The sequence below is a fragment of the Sphingobacterium sp. UBA2480 genome (genome assembly GCF_002341965.1).
GTDB classification, from domain to species: Bacteria; Bacteroidota; Bacteroidia; order Sphingobacteriales; family Sphingobacteriaceae; genus Sphingobacterium; species Sphingobacterium multivorum.
On sequence record NZ_DDPA01000008.1, the window covers coordinates 226,642 to 249,540 of the forward strand.

The 22,899-nt window shown below is 40.8% G+C and carries 16 protein-coding genes; 4 read left to right on the top strand and 12 right to left on the bottom strand.

From position 1 onward, the window contains the following. Positions 1–97: 97 nt before the first annotated feature. Both nagB and B3600_RS19750 read right to left on the bottom strand, forming a co-directional pair. Positions 98–2,026, bottom strand: coding sequence for a glucosamine-6-phosphate deaminase (nagB, locus tag B3600_RS19745; protein WP_046672626.1), 1,929 nt, complete (start codon positions 2,024–2,026; stop codon positions 98–100). A 141-nt stretch (positions 2,027–2,167) separates the two neighbouring features. Further along, positions 2,168–3,316, bottom strand: coding sequence for a methionine aminotransferase (locus B3600_RS19750; RefSeq protein WP_286754156.1), 1,149 nt, complete (start codon positions 3,314–3,316; stop codon positions 2,168–2,170). A 72-nt stretch (positions 3,317–3,388) separates the two neighbouring features. Between B3600_RS19750 and B3600_RS19755 the strand changes: the two genes are divergently transcribed. Continuing rightward, entirely contained in the window at positions 3,389–4,072 is a 684-nt protein-coding gene (locus B3600_RS19755) for a peroxiredoxin family protein (protein ID WP_286754157.1), read from the top strand. 76 nt (positions 4,073–4,148) lie between these two features. Here the strand turns inward: B3600_RS19755 and radA are convergent, their stop codons facing one another. The 3 genes from radA to B3600_RS19770 form a co-directional block, all read right to left on the bottom strand. Next, positions 4,149–5,534, bottom strand: a complete 1,386-nt coding sequence (radA, locus tag B3600_RS19760; protein WP_286754158.1) for a DNA repair protein RadA — start codon at positions 5,532–5,534, stop codon at positions 4,149–4,151. 234 nt (positions 5,535–5,768) lie between these two features. Beyond that, positions 5,769–6,929 (bottom strand): dipeptidase, encoded by a 1,161-nt coding sequence (locus B3600_RS19765; RefSeq protein ID WP_286754159.1) that lies wholly within the window; start codon positions 6,927–6,929, stop codon positions 5,769–5,771. After that, positions 6,926–8,650 (bottom strand): serine hydrolase domain-containing protein, encoded by a 1,725-nt coding sequence (locus B3600_RS19770; RefSeq protein WP_286754160.1) that lies wholly within the window; start codon positions 8,648–8,650, stop codon positions 6,926–6,928. The genes B3600_RS19765 and B3600_RS19770 overlap by 4 nt, the downstream gene beginning before the upstream one ends. Positions 8,651–8,874: 224 nt before the next feature. On the opposite strand from B3600_RS19770, the gene xseA reads away from it, so the two are divergent. After that, positions 8,875–10,161, top strand: a complete 1,287-nt coding sequence (gene xseA / locus B3600_RS19775; protein ID WP_286754161.1) for an exodeoxyribonuclease VII large subunit — start codon at positions 8,875–8,877, stop codon at positions 10,159–10,161. Between the two features lie 49 nt (positions 10,162–10,210). Next, positions 10,211–10,432 carry an exodeoxyribonuclease VII small subunit gene (gene xseB, locus B3600_RS19780; protein ID WP_070562394.1) on the top strand — a complete coding sequence of 74 codons (222 nt, stop codon included), beginning with the start codon at positions 10,211–10,213 and terminating at the stop codon, positions 10,430–10,432. Between the two features lie 25 nt (positions 10,433–10,457). Here xseB and B3600_RS19785 read toward each other — a convergent pair whose 3' ends face one another. From B3600_RS19785 to B3600_RS19815, 7 genes are all read right to left on the bottom strand, one after another. Continuing rightward, the gene (locus tag B3600_RS19785; protein WP_286754162.1) at positions 10,458–11,102 is read right to left on the bottom strand and encodes an MgtC/SapB family protein; all 645 of its coding nucleotides are present in this window, start codon (positions 11,100–11,102) and stop codon (positions 10,458–10,460) included. 147 nt (positions 11,103–11,249) lie between these two features. Beyond that, entirely contained in the window at positions 11,250–11,963 is a 714-nt protein-coding gene (locus B3600_RS19790) for a pirin family protein (protein ID WP_286754163.1), read from the bottom strand. A gap of 99 nt (positions 11,964–12,062) precedes the next feature. Next, positions 12,063–12,809, bottom strand: a complete 747-nt coding sequence (locus B3600_RS19795; protein WP_286754164.1) for an aspartate/glutamate racemase family protein — start codon at positions 12,807–12,809, stop codon at positions 12,063–12,065. 57 nt (positions 12,810–12,866) lie between these two features. Further along, on the bottom strand, positions 12,867–13,850 hold the full coding sequence (locus B3600_RS19800) for a DUF4973 domain-containing protein (RefSeq protein WP_286727518.1): 984 nt from the start codon (positions 13,848–13,850) through the stop codon (positions 12,867–12,869). A gap of 15 nt (positions 13,851–13,865) precedes the next feature. Next, on the bottom strand, positions 13,866–15,923 hold the full coding sequence (locus B3600_RS19805; protein ID WP_070562409.1) for a RagB/SusD family nutrient uptake outer membrane protein: 2,058 nt from the start codon (positions 15,921–15,923) through the stop codon (positions 13,866–13,868). Positions 15,924–15,934: 11 nt separating this feature from the next. Next, on the bottom strand, positions 15,935–19,024 hold the full coding sequence (locus B3600_RS19810; protein WP_286754165.1) for a SusC/RagA family TonB-linked outer membrane protein: 3,090 nt from the start codon (positions 19,022–19,024) through the stop codon (positions 15,935–15,937). A 13-nt stretch (positions 19,025–19,037) separates the two neighbouring features. Then, entirely contained in the window at positions 19,038–20,504 is a 1,467-nt protein-coding gene (locus B3600_RS19815) for an IPT/TIG domain-containing protein (RefSeq protein ID WP_070562418.1), read from the bottom strand. A gap of 637 nt (positions 20,505–21,141) precedes the next feature. On the opposite strand from B3600_RS19815, the gene B3600_RS19820 reads away from it, so the two are divergent. Continuing rightward, complete coding sequence (locus B3600_RS19820) at positions 21,142–22,896, top strand: sensor histidine kinase (protein WP_286754166.1); 1,755 nt, start codon at positions 21,142–21,144, stop codon at positions 22,894–22,896. Positions 22,897–22,899: the final 3 nt, after the last annotated feature.

Here is a 22,899-nt window from a genome sequence, read left to right on the forward strand (position 1 = left end):
CAAAGGTATAAAAAATAAGCTATTTAGAATGATTAAAAACAAAAAAGTCCTGAACCAACTCAGGCTCAGGACTTTTTTATTTATTTAGACAATTAGTTTAGTCAAATTTCCATCTTACGAACGCTTCGATAGCTTCATAGTTTGCCAAACCTAATTGGTCATATAAAGCTGCTGTTTCGCTTGTACGATCTTCAGCACGCACCCAGAATTCACGTGGATCATCTCCAGGGAATACAGGCAAATCTTTTTGAGACTGGTGTTTGAAGATGGCTAAACGTTTGCGATAAACTTCTTGTGGCGATAAAGGAACGGCCATTTGGATCTCGTGGATAGGATATTCATGCCATGCTCCACGGTATAACCATAACCAACAATCTTTGGTCCACTCATCCGTTTTACTCAATCTGTTTAATGCTTCAAACAGAATGTCGAAACATACTTTGTGTGTACCATGTGGATCTGCAAAGTCACCCGCAGCAAATACCTGATGTGGTTTTACGTGGCGCAACAATTCCATTGTTTGTTGAATATCATCTTCAAAAGATACATTTTTTGAAAACTTCTGTCTATCATAGAAAGGTAGATCCTGGAAATGGATATTCTCATCTGGCAAACCAACCAAACGGGCTCCTGCGATCGCCTCACCCTTACGGATTAATGCTTTGATTTTACGGACAAGTTCAGTATCGATCTGATTTGGTTTTTTTGTTGCAAAAATTGCTCTTTCTTCATCATAAATGCGGCCGATCTGAGAAGCTTCTGCCTCTGCCCCAATTTGTTTTGCAAGATCTTCAGCAAACTCCAGATAACGTACCACATCATCATCCCAAACTGCTGTATTACCACAAGTTTGGTAAGCAACATGGACATTGTGTCCTTGATCTGCCAGGCGAATAAATGTACCGCCCATCGAGATGACATCATCATCCGGATGTGGAGAAAATACAATTACATTTTTCTTCGCTGGGTTAGCACGCTCAGGACGTTGAGAATCGTCAACATTGGGTTTACCTCCTGGCCATCCCGTGATCGTATGTTGAAGTTCGTTAAATATACGGATGTTAATATTATATGCTGGACCGGTCTCTGTAACCAACTTGGCCATCCCGTGCGCATTATAATCCTCGTCGGTAAGTTTCAGGATTGGTTTTTTGATCTCTAAAGCCAACCAAACGACTGCTTTTTTAATTAACGAAGGTGTCCAGGTAACATCTTCTGCCAACCAAGGAAGATCAAAACGTGTCAACAATGAAGCTGCCGCTTCATCAAGGATAAATTCAACGTTGTCCGATAACTGAAGATAAGTTGCCGGTATCTCTGCGGAGATTTCACCTTCAACTGCTTTTTTAATGATCTCGGCCTTTGTCTCGGTCCAAGCCATTAAAATAATTTCTCTCGCTTTGAAAATTGTACCTACGCCCATGGTAATCGCTTTTGTTGGTACATTCTCTTTTCCACCAAAAGCACGGGAAGCATCGCGACGAGTCAAATCGTCCAACGTTACGACACGTGTACCTGAGTTAGGTGCAGAACCTGGCTCATTGAAACCGATATGGCCGGTACGGCCAATACCTAATAATTGAATATCTAAACCTCCTGCTGCTGTAATCTTCTGTTCGTAAGCCTCACAGAATGCATTTACTTGGTCAGGAGCTAAGGTACCATCTGGAATATTTACATTAGCCGCATCAATATCTACGTGATCGAACAAGTTTTTGTTCATAAAGGTCACATAACTCTGATCGGCATCAGGTTGCATAGGGTAGTATTCGTCAAGATTGAAGGTAATCACGTTCTTAAAGCTTAAACCTTCTTCTTTATGCAAACGAATCAATTCTTGATAGACTTTTACCGGAGTGGCACCGGTAGCAAGGCCCAGAACAGCTTTCTCACCTTTCTCTTGCTTTGCACGAATAATTTCAGCAATACGATTTGCAACGTTTTTCGAAGCTGAATTTTGATCTGGATAGACGCTCACAGGGACTTTTTCGAAGCGTGTTTCTTCCAATAAATTTAATCTAGCCATTTTATGGGTATGTTGATAAACGTGAATTACAAATTTATAAAATTAGTACCTCAAGTTGAAGTAAAATTTTAATAAAGTGGTTCTTTCTTAGCGATATTTTAAATAAAACCTTTTAGCTATTCTTTTACCTCAATAATACAGCTATACCTTATTCAGAATCTCGACAGCTTTTAATAGCGTTTCATCCTTTTTAGCAAAACAAACCCGCAAAACTTGTTGATTTGTAGCTTCTTTATAGAACGCTGAAAGTGGGATGGTTGCAATTTTGTGCTCCCTGGTTAACGAGCAAGCAAATTCAAATTCCTTCTCCTGACTGATAGCACTGTACTCGATATTAAGGAAATAAGTTCCCTCGCAGGGAAGAATCTTAAACCGGGATCCCTTTAATCCGTCTTTCAATAGGTTTCTTTTTCGCTCAAAAAATTCCGATAGACCTTTGACATAGCTTATATCCTCCAAATATTCCGCGATAGCGAATTGCATGGGTGTATTTACGCTAAATACATTGAATTGATGCACTTTTCTAAATTCCTGCGTTAATTGTGGCGGAGCAATGCAATAACCTATCTTCCAACCCGTAGTATGCAATAGCTTTCCAAAGGAAGCAACAACAAAACTTCGCTCGCGTAAGGAGGGTATTTCCAATACCGATTGGGGCGAGACACCATCGAAAACGATATGCTCGTACACTTCATCACTCAATAAGAGTGCGTTGGTACCTGCCAACAAGTCCCCAAGTTTAATTAACTCTTCTTTACCCAGCACTTTGCCTGTTGGATTATTCGGATTATTAATGATGATTAAACGAGTTCTGGAATTAATTAACGTAGCGACGTAACCCCAGTCAATCTGAAAATCAGGTGCCATTAATCGCACGGGAACAACTTTACCGCCAAACAATTCGATAGTCGGCGCATAACAATCGTATGCCGGTTCAAAAATAATAACCTCATCTTGCGGTCTAACGACTGCGGCAATAGCTGTAAAAATTGCTGGGGTACCACCTGATGTCACAGTAAGCTCCGCCGTTGCATCGACCGCCACGTTATAAACTTCCCGGTATTTTTTGGAGATCGTATCACGTAATGTCTGTGCTCCGATCATTGGCGCGTATTGGTTATGTCCCGTTTCCATTGCCTTAGAAACCAATTCCACCAACTTCGGATCTGTCTCAAAGTCAGGAAAACCTTGCGACAGATTTAAAGCGTGCTGCTCATTCGCAAGCATCGTCATTTTGGTAAAGATCGTCGTACCGACATGTGGAAGTTTAGAAGTTAGGTTAAAGTTCATTTTTTGACATTTTATTAATCTACTAAATTAGTGGATTTTCCTATATTTGTAAATATATATAAGAATAATAACATGATAAAATACATCACACTACTTTTTTTAATTCTGCCATTCATTGGTTCTGCACAAAAAAAGGAACTTACCAAAGAGGAGTATATTGCCCGCGTTAAGGCTGCTCCGGATTCTATTTCGACATTAGTTGATTTGCGTAGAGTTGGCGGATATGACCCGGTTTATGCCGAGCTTCAAGCGCTTTATAATACGTTGAGTAAAAATGTCAAGAATTCAAGTGAAGGGAAAGAGTTCCAAGACTATTTAAATACCTTGGAAACGGTTCAAATTGGAAAAACAGCGCCAGCGTTTACGCAAAATGACACCACTGGAAATCCTGTAAAACTTTCTGACTTTAAAGGAAAATATGTGCTTCTTGATTTTTGGGCATCTTGGTGCCCCGATTGCCGTGTCGAAAGCCCGGATCTTGTCAAAACATACCAACAATTTAAAGGTGAAAACTTTGAAATATTGGGTATATCCTTTGATAAGGATCGCAATTCTTGGATTAAAGCCATCCATGCAGATAAATTGCACTGGCGTCATGTTTCGGATCTTAAACGTTGGCAAAATGATGTCGGAACCTTATACGGGGTAAAATCTATCCCGCAGAATGTCCTTATCGATCCCAATGGGAAAATTGTCGCGAAGAACTTACATGGTGATGCTTTACGCGCAAAATTGAAAGAAGTATTGAAAAAGTAAACGATAGGCAATACATAAAAAGACCATGCTTTAAGAAAGCATGGTCTTTTTATTTGTATACTCCTCTTTTAATCCGCTAGCCAAACAAGGCACTGAAGATGTCCTCCAATTTGGCAACCGGACGGATGGCAATATTATATTTTTTAGCGTCCAATCCTTTGGTGTTGAATTTAGAGATAAAGATACCATCAAAGCCCAGCTTCTCAGCCTCCTGGATCCGTTGTTCTATACGATTTACAGCTCTGATCTCGCCAGATAAACCAATCTCACCTGCGAAAGTCAGATTAGAGCGAATCGCGATGTCCTGTTGTGAAGAAATAATTGCAACAACGACAGCCAAATCGATCGCAGGATCTTCAACACGCAACCCACCGGCAATATTTAAAAACACATCCTGTGCGCTTAACCTAAAACCAAAGCGTTTCTCCAAAACAGCCAACAGCATATTTAATCGCTTCGTGTCGTAACCTGTGGAAGAGCGCTGTGCATTTCCAAATGCCGTATTACTCACCAGCGCCTGCACTTCAATCATCATAGGGCGCATTCCTTCGAGCATCGCCGCAATGGAAACCCCACTTACAGGTTCATCGCGTTGGGAAATCATAATCTCCGAAGGATTCGACACTTCCCGCAGTCCCGACCCCTGCATTTCATAAATCCCGAGTTCTGAAGCCGATCCAAAGCGATTTTTTACGGCCCGTAAAATTCGGTAGACATGGTGGCGATCACCTTCGAATTGAAGCACCGTATCCACCATATGTTCTAAAACCTTGGGACCTGCAATAGACCCATCCTTGGTAATATGCCCTACAATAAAAACTGGTGTACTCGTTTCCTTTGCAAACCGAAGCAACTCTGCGGTACATTCGCGTACCTGAGAAACCGATCCTGGCGCCGATTCAATTTGTGAGGAATGTAAAGTCTGTATAGAATCTATGACTATGACATTGGGCTGTACCGTCTCGATCTGCTTGAAAATATTTTGAGTAGATGTCTCGGTAAGAATATAACAATTTGCTTTGGATGATTGTGACAATCGTTCTGCCCGCATCTTAATTTGCTGTTCGCTTTCTTCCCCAGAAATATAAAGGGTCTTCACTTGTGGAATCGATAAAGCGAGCTGTAACATCAACGTCGACTTCCCAATACCCGGTTCGCCTCCAATAAGGACCAATGACCCTGGAACAATACCGCCGCCAAGAACCCGGTTAAACTCCTGATCAGGAGTCAATATCCGTAATTCATCCTGATAGACAATTTCGTGGATGATCGCAGCTTTATTCGCTCTCTTTGTGCTTCCTCCTGTAGTAGAACTACGCCATTCAGGCACTTTTGAACTCGCCTTTTCGACGATTTCCTCAACAAAACTATTCCATTGCTTACAAGAAGGGCATTGCCCCATCCATTTGGGAGACTCGTAGCCACAGTTTTGACAGAAGTATGCAGATTTTGATTTTGCCATACTACGAAATTACAAATTTATAGCTGTTAAAAGCGCAATATCATCGTCGTACGTATTATATATTCACCAAGACCATACGCAAGGACTGGTTAGCCTTTCACTAATGCTGCTTCGATAGGGTTAAGTTCATACGATGTATTATTACTATATACTACATCACTGCTTTAGCAATACCTCAACAATACTGCATGTATACTGGAACCCCACTGAAAAGCCTTAAAAAAGCCGACGTGTTTATCCTTCATTTTCTTTTAAGATCCGCAAGAAATTTTGTCCCATAATCTTCGCAACATCCGTCTTTGTATATCCTCTATCCAACAGCGCTTTGGTTAATAACGGAAATTTAGAAACATCTTCTAGACCTTGGGGTGAGGATTCTATACCATCGAAGTCCGAGCCTACAGCAACATGGTCTATACCCACTTTTTTGACCAAATAGTCAATATGATCCAATAATTTCGACAGTGGAGCATCGGCTTGCCGTTGAAGTTCCTTTGGCAACTTTTCATACATGGCCCAGGTACTCAATTTTGTATCTCCGGTATCGCCAAATTTACTTGCATACAAACCCTTAAGCCTTGTTTCATAGGCAGGATCCAAAAAACCTGAATAAAAATTCACACCAACAACGCCGCCATTTTTTTTCAGCGCCTCTAATTGTTCATCTTTCAGATTACGGAAATGTGGACATAATCCATAGGCGTTGCTATGCGAAACCAAGATCGGTTTGGTCGTTATCGACAGCACGTCATAGAAAGTCTGCTCTCCTCCATGAGACAGATCAATCATCATCCCCAATTCGTTCATTTTGCGGATAATTGCTCGCCCTTGCGCTGTCAACCCTTTATCTTTGGAACGCATATCTCCCGATTCCATCGCGGCACAGCTTGCCCAAGGCAAATTGTAGTTCCAGGTCAAAGTGAGGTATTTGGCGCCGCGCTCATGAAGCCGGACCAGATGGTCAACACTTCCTTCAATCATATTTCCACCTTCCACACCGATCAACGCAACTATTTTACCTGTTTTTAAGATCGCATCGATGTCACCTGAAGATTTTGCCAAACTTATTTTATCGGCATTTGCTGCAATCATCTTTTCTAATGCATCGATCTGGTCATTGGCATGCTTAAATGCTCCGGATTTCCACTTCGCGTCATCGGACCACACAGCAAAGACCTGCACATCTACACCGCCTTCCCGCAGTCGAGGCAAATCTGTCGCTCCCGTACTTATTCGCTGGCCGATATCTTTTCCCTGGAAAATGGACTCATAAATCACATCATTGTGTCCGTCGACGACCACCAAATCTTGGTGTATCTGTTTATAGTCTTGACTATATCCAACATTGCTGAGTGTTGTCATTGCTAGTCCAAGTAATAAGAGGCTTTTTATCATTTTTGACTTTCATTGATCGTTTCATAAATAGCGTCCTGAATCCGACTTCTGATATTCAGATCCAAAAGTCTGGTACTCACCTGAGGATGTACACGATTGGATAAAAAGATATAAATCAACTGATTTTGCGGATCGATCCAAATACATGTTCCTGTATAGCCCGTATGTCCGAATACAGTGCTATTCGCTAACTTAGATGGATATTCATTTTTCGGATTCGGATCCCAGCGGTCAAAACCTAATCCCCGCCGACTGCTTGCCGATTGCCTAGAGGTAAATAAATCGATTGTTTCTGTTTTAAAGTAACGCTCACCTCCATACTCGCCTCTATTCAATAGCAACTGACCATAGATTGCCAAATCATTTGCGGTAGCAAATAATCCGGCATGCCCAGCAATACCGCCAGCCATTGCCGCACCCTGATCGTGTACATAGCCTTCTAACAATGTTTTTCGAAAGGAGGTATCCTGCTCGGTAGGAACGATTTCATCCTTTGCAAAACGCTCGCGGGGAAGGTAGCCCGCACGGGTCATCCCCAATGGTCTATAAAAGTTTTCCTGCACATAATCTTGCATGGGCTCAGCAGTCTGATGTTCTGCAACTTCTTTCATAACATACATGCTGATATCACTATACACATAATTTCCCGTTGGTTTTACCGGTGATTTTAGCATCTCTGGCCACATGATATCGCGGTAATAATTGTTGAGGATATAGCTGTTATCGGCCATTTTCACCTGATGATTATCGTCGGCGGCCGACACAACATCGCCCCCCTTCAGATATTTATAAAAGGGAATAAAAGGTGTAAACCCCGCTTCATGTAACATGACGGAACGAAGCTTGATATCCTTTTTATTGGTATACTTTGCCTGCCACAAGTAGTGTCCCATGGTACTATCCAAATTAATAATATTCCGCTCGGTAAGACGCATAATGACAGGAGTAGTTCCGGCAATCTTACTGACAGATGCGAGATCAAAAATATCAGTTGTTCTCGTGGAAATAGCTTTCGCATACGTGTGAAATCCGTAAGATTTCTCCAAGAGCACTTGTCCGTCTTTCACAATCATGACTACAGCTCCTGGAGTTGCCTGCTTATCGATGGCTTCTTGTGCAATGGCATCAATTTTCTTCGTCAATTTAGTCAGGTTCAGATTAGAACTTGAGGCAGCGCCATATTGTATTCTTGTCTGTGTGGTTTTGACGTTACCGGCGGTAATAGAAATCCCACCAAAGATAGACATTGCCATCTGCTGCTGTCCAATTTCTGAAAAAGGAGCAAGCAATTCGATCAAATCAGATTGTGGATGCTCAGATAGGCTCTTTTTGTTTTTGTCATTTTCAAAAAAATGGCAAAGGATAACTTTTTTATTGTTTAATACAGCCTGCTTCAACTGTGTTAGACAATCGGCATCTAAATCATCTTCCTTTCCCGCCACAATAACGGTATTATAATATTTGATGTCCTCATCAAATTTATTAAAATCAAAAACTTTGGTGTTTGCATAACGAGCCAGTTGGTCTGTAAACATCCTATATTTTGCCGCGTTAGGAACAACAACTGCGATACGAAGTTGATCCAGATTTTTTAAAGGCAGCAACTGATCAAGGTTATTAAACAGTATCGTTTCGTTTTTAATCGTAGACTTATATTGAGCAAACAGGGGGCTAATACAGAACAAACCTGCAAATAATGCCCCAAAAAATCGTTTTTTCATTCTGCTTTTATCGTTTTTTAGGTTCTATCAAATAAAAATACGAATTAAATAACGAAGGAATAGGTTCGCCCGAAAAAAAATCAATTTTGTTACTTATACCTATTGCGCGTTTCTAGATTGATCTACTATTTTACCATCCACTTCAGGCTATGCGCAGTTCATGGGAACCCCAATTGGCATTGCCCCCAATTGCATCATGAAGGTTTTTTCTGTAAGTTTGACTAATGCCAGAATTGATTCAAGATAAAACGATATTTTCCTTGCTGGAAGTCAGCCGCAGTATCCAAAAGACACTTGCAGAGCGGTATAAGAGTTTGTACTGGATCAAAGCTGAAATGAACAAGCTCAATCATTATACGCATTCTGGCCACTGTTATCCTGAACTGGTAGAAAAACAGGATGGTAAAATTGTCGCTGAAATTCGGTCGATCCTATGGAAAGCTGATTACAATCGTATCAACAACAATTTTCTTAAAGTCGCGCAAGAACCTTTACGAGAAGGGATCACAATGTTATTTCAGGCAAGTATTTCCTATGACCCCATGTATGGGTTAAGCTTGCGCATTGTTGATATTGATCCGACTTTTACCTTAGGTGAACTTGAAAAGGAGAAGTTAGACAGTATTCGAAAGCTGAAAGCAGAGGGCATATATGAGTCTAATAAATTACTGGACTTTCCTGTGGTTCCCAAAAGATTGGCAATTATTTCAGTAGAAACAAGTAAGGGGCTTTCTGATTTTTACAAGATTATTAATCAAAACCCTTGGGGTTACCGCATCGAATCCACGCTCTTCCCTGCGTTGTTACAAGGAGACAAGTCAGTACCTTCTATTATAAATCAACTTGCCATTATTGCTGAAAAAATAGACAGGTACGATGTGGTCGCCATCATCCGTGGTGGAGGCGGTGAGGTTGGTCTTTCCAGTTATAACAACTACTTGCTAGCTCGTGCTATCGCTATATTTCCCATCCCCGTATTGACGGGTATTGGGCATTCGACGAATTATACAGTTAGCGAAATGGTAGCCTATAAAAACGCGATTACGCCCAGTGAGCTGGCCGATTTTCTGATTCAGAAGTTTCATAATTTTGCTATTCCAGTCGATCGGGCTGCAGAGCGTATACAGCAGCTCGTTCTTAACCGATTTAAAGAAGAGCACAATATCTTATCTCAACTGGCAACGCATATACAATGGATCGGAAAGAGAGAAATTCAGACCTCGAGGGCGGCCATCCAGCAATTTCAACATGATCTCAACGCCTTGTTAAAATTGCGCTTTTATGAGCACAAAACGGCACTGGCTCATACCGAACGAATTATTCAGCTATCTGATCCAATTAGACTATTGAAACAAGGTTTTTCAATTACTAAGGTTAACGGAAAACTACTGCAGTCGGTGACACAAGTATCTCAAGGCGATGTAATACAGACGATACTCGAATATGGAGAGCTTACCAGTACTGTGACAGATAAATCTCCGCAGGAAGACCTAGATGAGAACAATACTTAATTTGGCATCGCCATACAAAATTTAAAGAAAGCATATCAAGCATAGCATAATGGGACAGAATTATACCTACACAGATGCCTTTAACGAGTTACAAACTATCGTGAGGGAAATAGAAAATGGCACAACAAACATTGATGAGCTCGCGGGAAAAATCAAGAGGGCTTCCGACCTCATTCAAGTCTGCAAAGCCAAGTTAACAGCGACGGAGGACGAAGTAAACAGTTTATTACAGCAGATAACCCCAACTCAGGAAACGGATGATGATGAATAAATAAAGCAAACGATATCGTAATTCCTTAATATTGATAGGCCACCACCTGCCTATCACGCCGCAGGGTTTCTACAAGCGCTCTATGCTGGTTAACATTCCCCGTCAATCGCCATACGGTATTCAAACTTTCTTTGTTATAGCGTTGACTTATGACGACAGCTTTAAAGCCCATACTTCGGATTAACTGTTCCGTATGTTCAAAATCTGCTTCAGATAAGGTCTGCAGTTCATAGTCTTTTATCTTGTGATAATTGTCAATATAGGTTTGTAGATAAGTTAGCAGCGCTAATATCATCAGAACCAAGCCCACACCAATAAAAGCTAAAAATATATATCCGGCACCAACACACATACCCAAAGAAGCTGTAGCCCAAATTGTCGTAGCGGTCGTTATACCACTTACTTTATTGTCTTCTTTGAAAATCACGCCTGCACCTAGGAAACCGATACCCGTAATAATATTTGCGGCTAATCGATCTGGATTTGCCAAGCCAATTTTTAATGAAAGAATCGTAAAAAGACAAGATCCAAAGCTCACCAATATAAACGTCCTCAAACCCGCAGACTTATTGCGATATTCACGTTCAATCCCGATCAGCAGGCCTATTAAGACTGATAACATAATAAGCAAAACGTCTCGCGTTTCGAAAGGTTGAAATAGGTTATCCATGAGTTTATGTCTTCTTCATCCAATTTAAGAAAAATAGGGAATCTATCAAATGACCTCCCTATTCAAGAATAACTCTTTATCGATCCAATACACCGGAACTTTAATCAGCAATAACGATATATCATAGTAAGCTTCATTTTCATCGACCTAATACATCGGCACTTCAATTAGCAGCAATGATGCATCATAGTAAGCCTCAATGCTTATTTTTTCTGTTTCGTATAAACCAATGGCATCCCTTCTTGAAAGCATTTCATTTGCTACAGCGATCTTTCCTTCCAAAACAAAAAGATAAAGTCCATTTTGCTCAGAATGAACAGTATATTCTATCTTTTTACCTGCCTCTAGGTCTCCCAAGTTAAAATAGGCATCCTGATGTATATGTACAGCATGGTGATCCATTTTATCCGGTGAAACAATCGTTGCAAATTTATTGTTCCGATCCAGTTGAAGGTAGGATTTCTGATCGTATCTGGGCTCCAACCCTATTTCGTTGGGGATTACCCAAATTTGTAAAAATTTAACAAGATCCTTCTGATTGCTATTAAACTCGGCATGCTGCACACCTGTACCTGCAGACATGATCTGCACTTCTCCTGTTTGAATCGTACGGCCATTGCCTAGACTATCCTGGTGTATAAGTGTCCCTTCGAGTGGTATACTAACAATTTCCATATTGTGGTGACCATGCCGATCAAAACCTTGTCCGCCCTCTACCTGATCGTCATTCAATACCCGCAATGCACCAAAATTCATTCTTTCGGGATCAAGATACTGTCCAAAACTGAATGAATGTGCACTTTTCAACCAGCCAAAATCGACGTGACCACGGTCATTTTCCCGATGTATTATCTTTTGCATGTTGTCCTCCTTACTGCATAAGCTTCTCGCTATCAGGAGGCAAAACCCATACCAACGGCAATACGAAACCAAAATCTGCCAATTTGTCAAAAGACATTGCTACAGCGCTTTTAATTTATCCGGAGCAAACGAATGAACAAGTGCACGAGCAAGAATTCTATTCGGGTCTATGAGAATCATCCCATTGTGATCCCGTTCGGGAATAGCCAAAGGCAATTCTGCACAACCCAAAATAATGACCTGTGCGCCTTTCTTTTTCAGGTCGTCCATGACCAACAATAGATCCTCTCTTGCTTTATTCGCAATCGGTACCGGTTGGGCCTTTATTCCATAGTCTTCATCATAGATTGCATTATTTACCTTCTCTTGCTGTGTTCCTTCAGGCTCAATAACAACGAAACCTTTTCGGATAAATGCTTCCCGATATAAACTACAGATCTGTTCTCCTGCAGTAGATAAAATGCCTACTGTCGTGTCGGGATAATTTTCCTCTACAAACCGAACCGTTTCATGAACGATATGCAATAGTTTTAACCCACTCCCCATACGCGCCATTTCATCTTGAACAACCGAAAAAATAGGTTCTGCATGTGCCGTATTGGACGGAATCGCGGCTATGGTCGCTCCAGCCGTTTCAAGTTGTCTTAAAATTGCGGCAATAGCCTTACCGGGATTAACATTGGATTTATCCAATAAATGCGCCGTACGATCAGGGATCAAATTTGGACATGAGAATAACAAGAGCGGCAAGTGTTCCTGATCGGACCTTGCCGCCGTCTCATCTATAATTTTCTTCGTAATATCCAGGCCTCCATATGGGCCTAGTCCGCCTACTATTCCAATCATAAAAACTATTTTTATATCATAGATATAACCAATAGTCTTACAAATGGTTTGTAGAAATTACCATTCTATTGCCTGGTCTTCGTCAGGAATCTGCGTATTTAACTTCCGTTCTAAAGTAAGCGATCCAGCAACCTTATAGCGAATCGGCACATTTGGAATCATGGTATAATCCGTAAATTCATAATCAATATTATTGATCGTAAGCCAACGCCATTTCAAATAGGGGCGAACTTTGTCCATTGCTTCTGAGATGGTATAACTTGCGTCTTTATTTACAACAAATTTAATATTCGGATTATCTGACCGGAAAGTCACTGTTCCAGTCTTGGTAAAGGTTGCATATATTTTGTAATTCCGTCGGTCTTGTCGTTCTTCGTCAATATTTCCTGCATAGAAAAAAACAGTATTTTCGTCGACGACATAGCTCCTAATTTCACTTTTCACTACGGGGGTTTCATTCTCTTGCCCCTCCATTCTGGTTAAGAGGGCAGCCCCCGAATAATTACCCGAATAATCGTTGAAGGGATTAACGCGAAGAATCGCTTTCCTGTAGTACTTACGCGGATGTCCTTTATAATTCGCTGAAGGGTCGTCCATAATTGTAAGCGGCAATACCCACTTTTCAGTCATATCAATGCCCTTTAAAGAGAAATCTATAGCCAGTAAGCCTGTATTTTCCCCGGCATTAATGTTTACTGTAGCAGGGAACGAATAATAATTGCTACTTAATTGTTGATAATAGAAATCTTTCCGGTTTTGAAATCTTTCAAAATTCAGCACATTCAAAGTATCCGCATCCACTCCAACCTGAACCGAAAAATTTGATTCATTATTGGTCGATCCGCTCACAATCAAAGGTTGTAAAAAGGTGCTTTTAGCAGCATCCTTATAACGAACATGAATATTAGCGACCCCGTTGTTATCTAAAGGAGCTTTAAAGGAAATATAATGTTCATATTGTTCTTCCTTCCATTCATCATTGCATGCTCCAAAAATGGAGAGTATCAGCAATAGAAAGAATTGTATATATAACTTGTTCATAAGATATCTATTTGATTAATCGTTATAAGTCCATCCTGGATTTTGTGTTAAGTTCTTATTGCGTTTTAGTTCGCTATGACTAATCGGCCAAAACCACATTTTATCTGCAAAAGTTGTTTTCAAAGCCCATACCGCAACTGGCTGATGAAAGAGATCCCGATCTTTTTGGTTCATGAGGATATTACAACCATAGATAGGCAGAGCCTCTTCGACGGGAGCATCCATCCAACGGCGTAAATCATAGTAACGTTGCCCCTCTCCCATAAGCTCGATAAAACGCTCGCGTTTTAATGTTTTTCTCAGCTCGACTTTATTGCTATATACACTTACACTGTAATCTGGTACGCCACCGCGAATCCGTACAGGCTGTATTCCTTTTTTCATCTCTGCGATATCTCGGCTAATGGTGTAAACACCACCTCGCCAAGATGGAATACTATAGGATCCGCCCAGCTCATTTAATGCTTCAGCGTACATGAGTAAAATATCCGCATATCGAATTGCTGGCTCCGCTTTTGGCACGATACGAGCCATACTTCCTCCTTCATAAGTATCATTTTGATGAACAAACTTTTTAACACCGAAACCTGTACGGAGCCAATAGGCATTGGACGAGTTAAACCCATTCCCCTTGTCATTATCGCGGTAATAGAACACCTGTTGGTTCCGATTGCGTTCTTGTGTTTCGTTCAACAATGTCCAGAAACTACCATTGAAAGCAACAGAAGCATAAAAGCGAGGTTCGCGATTCGCATACTGCAAAGAGACTCCCGGGCGCAAGGGCTTGTATTTTCCCTTGTCATAATCTTCTTGTGAAACATAGCCGCTCAAGCGATTTGAACCATTTCCACGACCGATTTCTTTATCCATTCCCGGTACATCCAAACCATTATCCATATAGTAAGCGTCTACAAGTTTTTGCGTCAGCCCGTGTGTGTTCCATCCAGTTGCCGAACGTGGAAGCTGATGGGCAACCATAGCATCAATCCCTTCGTTCTCCTGATTGGTACCACGTGTGAAGATTAACTCAGGGTTTCCAGAGGCTGGCAACGTACCGTCAAATACCTGGGCATAAGATTTAGCCGGGTCGATATTTGCCCAGCCATCGGGCCAGCTCTTTTCCGAGAAATTGTTGTCTTTAGGCGGTATTACGGTGGCATCATTTCCTGTTGTTTGTAATCCTGTCCAATACAGTTGATACACGCCTAGTTCCATAACATCTCGCGCCGCTGCCGCAGCCTTAGCCCACTTCTCTTCTTTATATTCTGCGGAAAGGAGACGTTTTCCTTGATTGTCAACCAACCTTGCCCCAATACTTGCATTATTACCATTGGCCAGCGGACTTGCAGCATACAGTAAGGCTTTGGCTCGCGTTGCCAAAGCTGCACCTACACTCGGACGGGCAGAACCGTCTTGGCTCCTTTTCATACCTAAAGCTTCCATTTCTTTTGCCGCCAACAACATTTCATCACTAATATAGTTAGCGCACTCTTCATACGTATTACGTGGAACCGCCAAATTATCATAGCTATCCGTATAGTCTAAGCCCTCATCTGGCAACAATGGAATCGGTCCATATTTACGAAGCAAAAGCCAGTATAAATAGGCCCGTGCAAAACGCGCTTGCCCGCGGTAATCCGCAATTTCAGCAGTAGACATTTCAGTATTCATATAAATATGCTGAATAAAGGTGGTTGCATTCCGAATCCCACGGTAACATTGCGCCCATGTCCCCTGTTTATCATTCTCCGTATAAAGGCCCATCTTAAACATGTTGTAAGACAATTCATTTTTTGATGGATCATAATCTTTATCGCGATCACCATAGTACATATCATCTGCAAAACAATGCGGAGTAAGCCCTTTACTTGCTACATCTGCATTTTCACCCTTGAATTCTAAAAATACATTGGCAAGCCACTCTTCCGAATAGAGCTTGCTCTTAAAGACTTTCTCGGTTGTGAGGCGGTCTTTGAAATATTGATCAGACTTTAAATAATCTTTTGTACAGGAAGAAATGACGCCTGTGCCAAGTAGAAGCATCAATACAACATATAATTTCTTATTTTTCATTTCTTTAAATTTTAAAGGTTAACATTGACACCAAAAGTGAACGACTTTGGCAATGGATAATCTTCTCCCCGTGGGCTTGCTAATTCGGGATCCCATAATTTAAATGTTGACCAAGTCAGGAGGTTGCTACCAATGACAAAAAATCGAATGCTATTTGCCCGGATACGATTGGCCAGATGTTTGGGCAAGCTATAACCAATATCTACAGTTTTAAGTCGGAGATATTGACCATTACGCAGCCAAAAGGTAGACTCCCGGAAGTTATTCGGATTAGGGCCATAACTCAGGCGCGGGTACGAAGCATTCGGATCTTCCGTCGCTGGATTTCCAGAAATATCGGCTGAAATCCACCGATTATCGCCCATACTTCCTTTCATCACTTGCCCCCACTCGCCTTCGCTAAAGGCATATACAGTCTTTCCATAGGTGAAGAAAGTAGATTTACCTGCTCCCTGAAAATGCACACTGATATCCAAATTTTTCCAGCTTGCCGACGCGCCCACACCATAGATTAGATTGGGTCTTCTGGTTGCTCCGACAGCGACCCGATCGCCATCATCGATAACGCCGTCGCCATTTACATCTTTGTATTTGATATCACCTGGTTGGTAGGTCCCAAATGTTTGTTTTGGACTATTGCGGATATCATCGTAATCTTTAAAAAGCCCTAAAGCGATCAATCCAACCGCCTGATCTACACGGTAGCCTTTTCGATTTTGATAACCATACACATTATTTTCTTCATCGATTGTCGTAATTTCATTTTTACTATAGGTAATATTACTTCGCCCTGTCAGATTCACCTCGCCCAATTTTCCCTTATACTCCAACCGTCCATCGAAACCACGTGATTTAACCGCCCCCACATTTGCCCTTGGTGTACTTTCCAAGCCCACCAAGCTTGGCAAATACCTACGTTCCATATAAATTCCGGTCCGTTTTTCATCAAAGAAATCCAAGTTGGCAATAACTTTATCCTTAAACAAGGCGAGGTCAAAGCCTAAATTTTTCTTGACAGCCATCTCCCAGGTCACATATGGCGAAGCAACTTGGCTATATCTTAAGCCCGTATAATTCCGATCAACGCCATAGTCTCCCCACTTGTAAACACTAGAAATTCCAGAAATTGTGTATAAATAAGGGAAACGCTCTTGATCGTTTCCAATTTTTAGCTGATCGTTCCCCACTTTACCCCAAGAATAGCGGATCTTGAACATATTCATCCAAGGCATATTTTCTTTGACAAATGTTTCTTCTGAAACATTCCAAGCCCCTGAAAATGCCGGAAAAAATCCATACTGCTGACCAATGGCAAAGTTCTCTGATCCATTATAACCGAAGTTAAAATCAACAAAATAACGTGATTTCCAATTGTAGGTAACTCGACCGGCCATTCCTTGATTACGTCTTGCTATACCATTTTTTATATCATCGCCGAGATCTACCGTTTTTACAAGAGCATCGCGTGTAAATCGAGCAACCGCTCCGATATTATGATCACCAATATTTCTATCATAATTAAACATCAGATCATAGAATTCACGTCGATCTCCCTTGGAGAAACTGTATTGATACATTTCTCTCGGATCTGATATATGCCGATAAACTATTTGACCATTTTCATCTCTTGCACGTTCGGCAAGCCATTGCTCAGGCCATTTTCGTCGCTGAATATTATTCTCATTAAAAGTGTCGTAGCCGACAATTCCCCGGAAACGAAGGCCTTTAGTAATAAAATCAAAATTTTGTTCGAGGGTAATATTGGTCTGCACTTTATTGGTCCAGTTCTCATTGAACCCTGTTTGTGTTGCTACTACCCATGGATTTGTCATATTGCCTTCACCGATCGCAGGAACCCGGCCATCAGAGTACATTATCGGGGTTCTTATGGGTGAATATCCAAATAGTACTCCCCAAAAGAAATCATCACCTAATCCGGGGCTATTCCTTTTACTGAGATCTCCAGCCACACCAACTTTAAGCAAAGTTGATTTGGTCACATTGATATCCGTATTTAAGCGATAGTTCCAACGTCTAAAATTCGCATTTGTATTATAGTCTTTACGCAGGGCTTCATCTGTTTTGTACATCCCGCCCTCATCAACGTAACTTCCTGACACAAAATAACGGGCAGTTGGTCCGCCGCCACTTAAATTTAAATTCGCACGATAGGTCATCGCTCCTTTTTTGAGCAACATATCTTTCCAGTTCACATTCGGATAAAGATCGGGGTCTAGGCCCAATCGCAAGATTTCGAGTTCTTCGGGTTGATAGACCGGAGCATTGTTTCGCGTAATACGCGCTTCATTCAGTAGGTTTGCATAAGTTACACCGTCCTCAAACTCGGGCGTAATGGTCCGCGTGTTGTAAATATTTTCATCTTTTACGTTAATGCTGATTTTTCCCTCTTTACCATGTTTGGTAGTAATTAAAATAACACCATTAGCCCCCTTAGATCCATAAATCGCCGTTACAGCGGCATCTTTGAGCACTGTAATGGTAGCAATATCTTCGATGTTGATATCATTGATATCCCGTTCAATATTGTCAACGAGGACCAAGGCAGCGGTCCCACCGCCAAAAGTTGAGATCCCACGTATCCAAAATTCAGAAATGTTTTTACCGGGCTGGCCAGATTGCATCATCGCCATCACGCCGGGTACATTTCCGGCGAGCGCATTTGTAATGCTGGATGTAGGATTTGATTTCATGGTCTCGACATCCACTGTACTGACAGCCCCTGTTAATGTCAACCTTTTTTGTGTACCAGTACCCGTTACAACAACCTCATCTAACACACTCGTTTCCGCCTCCAGCAAGGTTACGTTGATAGTCAAGTTATCTTTTACCAAAACCTCCTTTTTTTGATAGCCAACAGAGGAAAAAATAAGTGTTTTATAGCGATCGACTTTAATTTTATATCGTCCATTATTATCGGTTACCACACCCCATCCCGGAGCATCTTTTACCGACACGCTCACACCGATCAAAGGTGTCTTCTGAGCGTCGGAGACTAGCCCAATAACCTCCACGCTTTCTTGGGCCATGGTTAAGCCAATTACCGTGAGCAGTAGCGTACATAGCAGTAATAATCTTTTCATAATTCTTTTTAGTTTATTGGTTTTGGCTAGCTTGGTCCATCTCTTCTAGCGCAATCTTACGAATACGACGATTGGCTTGATCTCCAATATAAAACGCTCCTTCCGCTTCATTATAAGCAATACCTGAAGGACGATCAAAACGCGCTTCTAGTCGCAGGTCCCCGTTTACATAACCGTAAGGATTACTATTGAGGCTAGAACTTCCCCTACCTGCAAAGGTTGTAACGCTTGCTTCAGGGGTTAAAATCCGTATCGCATGGTTCATCTGATCCGTGAAATAGAAATCATACGCATCATTCTTACCCGCATCAACATAGGCTTGATTTTTTACAAATACACCTTGATAGGGATTATTTAAGCGCGCTGAAGAGCCGACGCCATCTTGATAACCAAAAGCTCTAATTTGACCACACACGAGGTAGGGCTGTGTAAATCGTTTCTTTTCCCAGTTGTAGTTTACCCGGAGAATATAGCCTTGATTAATGACAACGATATAGGCATAGTTACCCGTCGGATGGATGAAAATCTTGTACTCCCACTGTGGATCATGCACCACAAATAATGTCTCATAATCTTTAACACCCAGCCCTTCGCTAAAATATTTATTGAGGTCGAATCGAAAAAATTGTCCCTTTTCATAACTATTGAAATACATTTCTCCATTCACAGGATGGATTGAGGCACCATTACACTGTTTATAAGTCGTTAGAACTTCTCTATCCTGCCAGTTTCTGTCACGCGATAAGCGATAAGTCGCCCGATCATTTTCTCCGCCACGATCCTCTGCAATAATCATATACTTTTTATCGAGCGTAAAATCAACACTACGGGGGCGGTCAAAATCCGAACGTTTTTTGGTGATGGTACTATCCTCGAAATTGACGAGGTATAAGCCATTATTGTTATCAAAGGTCATCCAGAGATGTTTGGGGTTGGCAGGATCAAACTTCATAAAAGAAGGTTCCCAAAAACCGCTGGCCATTTTATTTTCATCAGCATGCTTAAATTTTCCATCCCGCCAGGGTTCATCACCACGCGCATTTCTATAGCCTGCAAGCGTTGAGACAACCATCTTACGTTGATAATCGAACAGCCTTTCTGCTTTACCAACAATCTGTTTGTCCTGATTACCCACGCGAACCTCAATATCCCCTCTAAAAGCCTGTTTAGGCACAAGGCAGTACAGAGACTCACCCAATACATTGACAACGACTGCTTGCTTTCCGCCAATAAGGACCGAAACATTCTTTGGATCGTTTCCAAAGTTTTTGCCATAGATAACAAGGCGCTGGCCAACACCTCCGGATGTCGGTGCAAAATCAGACACAACTACAGGCTGAGAAGGATCAAAAGGAATTCCTTCATTTACAGCGGCAGGCTTATCCTCTTTACAACCTACAACGCTTAAACTTAGCCAGACAATAGCCCAGATTAATCGATACAATAGCCAGCTGCCGCTTGCTGCTTGTTTAGTTTTCATAAAATATTATTATTGGTTAGAATTTATTCTATAAACATTACATATCACCGCCAATGAATCCCAGAGTCATTGATCTTCTGATACATCCATTAAAATTTCGTCAGCATAAAAGCTATTTCAGGGGGTATTTTTAGGACGAACGGATTGAGGCCCGCCTCATCATCGAGCGAACGCTTAGTTTTAATTTCCACATAATTGGTTACTTTTATATTAAGCTAAATGGTATTAGCTTTTTTAAGCTAAAAAAAGACTTTATGACAGTTTCTTCAAAGTCTTCCGATTTTTAAATTACTTTTCTACTAATTTTCTATCTTATACACCCAATAAATATTGACCTTATCTGCTCACATTCCGACGTTCTACATTATTTTTCTTCACGAAGAAAATGGACGAATGATTTCTGATTTGACTTTCTAAATGCTTCTCTAAGGTTTCTTTCTATAATTGATTACTCAAATTTAGGGATTGTAAAGATTCTGATACTATAGAATTATCTCAATAAACTGCTTATTTGTATCAACAAAGTGATGCTGTTAACCTGTGTATTTTCCAAATACTCAGCAAATCATTCCAATCTCTCAACCTTATTCGCAGTTTCAATATATTTTGAGCATTTTCGATTAATAAACTATAAATAATGAAGAGGCTATTCTTAATATTTTTATTAATTCAAATTTTCAGAACTTCAGCACAAGACCCACAAGGCAATGACTATTATTTTGGAGAAAATTTTCATTTTAATGGCTATTCTACAGATAAACGGATGATGGTAAGAAGTGATATCGTCTTTGTAAAATCTGATAAATATATATCGCATATCTTCGAGGACTTTGACAACAATAAAACACTGCCGGGCAAAGGCTTAAGGCAAGTGCCTAATTCACCGATTCTTTTAGGTATAAAACTAAATCCGAAGCTCAAAAACTTTATCTCGCCTAAGGTTCAACATCTATCTAAAACCTATCATAGCTATTTTATACCGGACAGTTCTGATGCTATAATCATAGCTATGGGTATCAATAAAGATAATTATAAGGATTTTCTTTATCGAGTTGTCGAAAATGACAGCATCGAACTCACGCCTTGGGCTCCTATCCCCACACTTTCTATGAAATATGGAGCGAAAGTCCCCTATGGTTCAATTGGCACGTTCAATTATCCTGGAAAGTTAATTCTAGTTGAAGTCAGACACAGAAAAATTTACGGCATTAGAGACGGTTACATCTTGGATTGGCGGAAAAACAAACGTCCTATACTCGAGCAAATCATCGCCCGTGGGCCGAGTGAATATGGTTATTTCAATTTACTAGATCGATCATTTAATAAAGGTTATGTACATCAATACGACGAATATACTGGCGCGCCCTTAGATCTTACTTTCAATAAAGACAGCATCACTTCGCTGAATCTTGAATTTGAGGATCATGCTACCACTCCTTATTCTGTCCAATTGATCAAAAAGATAAAAAACAGCGCTGACACCATTCAGCTTGAATGGTGGACACAAGCTAAAAAATTTGAAGTTTCCAATAAATATCTGAATGAAATAGGGGAATACGAATTGCTGATCCATAAAACAGGAGACATTAATACCTACAATACCAATGAGATTCTGAGAATACCTTATCATATTATACAAGCTCCACAACAATTTTCCTCCACACTCTGGCCCGTTTTATGGCCAACAGCTCTCACTAGCCTAACAATCATTGTGATTGTTTTTTTTACACTTCGATATAGAACGCGCAAACGTCTCGTAAAGATTGAGCAAAAACGGCAAACACTTACTCTTCAAATCAAAAATATACAATCTCAACTAAATCCTCATTTTATGTTTAATGCCATTAACTCGATAGAGAACTTAATCCAAAAGAAGGACTTTAAAGGTACCAATCATTACCTAACTAAATTCTCTTCATTGACCAGAGCCACTTTAGAGAATGCAGAAAAAGAAATGAATACACTCAGCGAAGAGCTCCAATTATTAGATGACTACTTACAAATGGAACAATTGAGATTTGGATTCCAGTATGACATATTGAATAATTTAAAGATCCATAACGATTTGATTGACATTCCAAACTTATTACTTCAGCCAATTGTGGAAAATGCTGTAAAACACGGCATTTCAACGCTAGGTTCTAAAGGAAAAATTGTAGTCACAATCGATCAACAAAGACACGATCTAGTACTCGGTGTAGCTGACAACGGAGAGAGATTTAATACGGAGGCCATCGAGGCTACGGGTGGTTATGGTTTAAGATTAACCAAGGAACGATTGGCTCTTTTGGAACAGCTTTATCCTGAAAACTCTTTCCAAATTCAAATCAAAGCAAATTCAAACATGACAGAAATCTGTATTGTCATTTCCCATTGGATAGCTAACATATAATAC

What these genes read in the sequence shown, in the direction of transcription:
- nagB (WP_046672626.1), bottom strand. Translation starts at nt 2,026, where the DNA reads ATGGCTAGATTAAATTTATTGGAAGAAACACGCTTCGAAAAAGTCCCT.
- B3600_RS19750 (WP_286754156.1), bottom strand. Translation starts at nt 3,316, where the DNA reads ATGAACTTTAACCTAACTTCTAAACTTCCACATGTCGGTACGACGATC.
- B3600_RS19755 (WP_286754157.1), top strand. Translation starts at nt 3,389, where the DNA reads ATGATAAAATACATCACACTACTTTTTTTAATTCTGCCATTCATTGGT.
- radA (WP_286754158.1), bottom strand. Translation starts at nt 5,534, where the DNA reads ATGGCAAAATCAAAATCTGCATACTTCTGTCAAAACTGTGGCTACGAG.
- B3600_RS19765 (WP_286754159.1), bottom strand. Translation starts at nt 6,929, where the DNA reads ATGATAAAAAGCCTCTTATTACTTGGACTAGCAATGACAACACTCAGC.
- B3600_RS19770 (WP_286754160.1), bottom strand. Translation starts at nt 8,650, where the DNA reads ATGAAAAAACGATTTTTTGGGGCATTATTTGCAGGTTTGTTCTGTATT.
- xseA (WP_286754161.1), top strand. Translation starts at nt 8,875, where the DNA reads ATGCCAGAATTGATTCAAGATAAAACGATATTTTCCTTGCTGGAAGTC.
- xseB (WP_070562394.1), top strand. Translation starts at nt 10,211, where the DNA reads ATGGGACAGAATTATACCTACACAGATGCCTTTAACGAGTTACAAACT.
- B3600_RS19785 (WP_286754162.1), bottom strand. Translation starts at nt 11,102, where the DNA reads ATGGATAACCTATTTCAACCTTTCGAAACGCGAGACGTTTTGCTTATT.
- B3600_RS19790 (WP_286754163.1), bottom strand. Translation starts at nt 11,963, where the DNA reads ATGCAAAAGATAATACATCGGGAAAATGACCGTGGTCACGTCGATTTT.
- B3600_RS19795 (WP_286754164.1), bottom strand. Translation starts at nt 12,809, where the DNA reads ATGATTGGAATAGTAGGCGGACTAGGCCCATATGGAGGCCTGGATATT.
- B3600_RS19800 (WP_286727518.1), bottom strand. Translation starts at nt 13,850, where the DNA reads ATGAACAAGTTATATATACAATTCTTTCTATTGCTGATACTCTCCATT.
- B3600_RS19805 (WP_070562409.1), bottom strand. Translation starts at nt 15,923, where the DNA reads ATGAAAAATAAGAAATTATATGTTGTATTGATGCTTCTACTTGGCACA.
- B3600_RS19810 (WP_286754165.1), bottom strand. Translation starts at nt 19,024, where the DNA reads ATGAAAAGATTATTACTGCTATGTACGCTACTGCTCACGGTAATTGGC.
- B3600_RS19815 (WP_070562418.1), bottom strand. Translation starts at nt 20,504, where the DNA reads ATGAAAACTAAACAAGCAGCAAGCGGCAGCTGGCTATTGTATCGATTA.
- B3600_RS19820 (WP_286754166.1), top strand. Translation starts at nt 21,142, where the DNA reads ATGAAGAGGCTATTCTTAATATTTTTATTAATTCAAATTTTCAGAACT.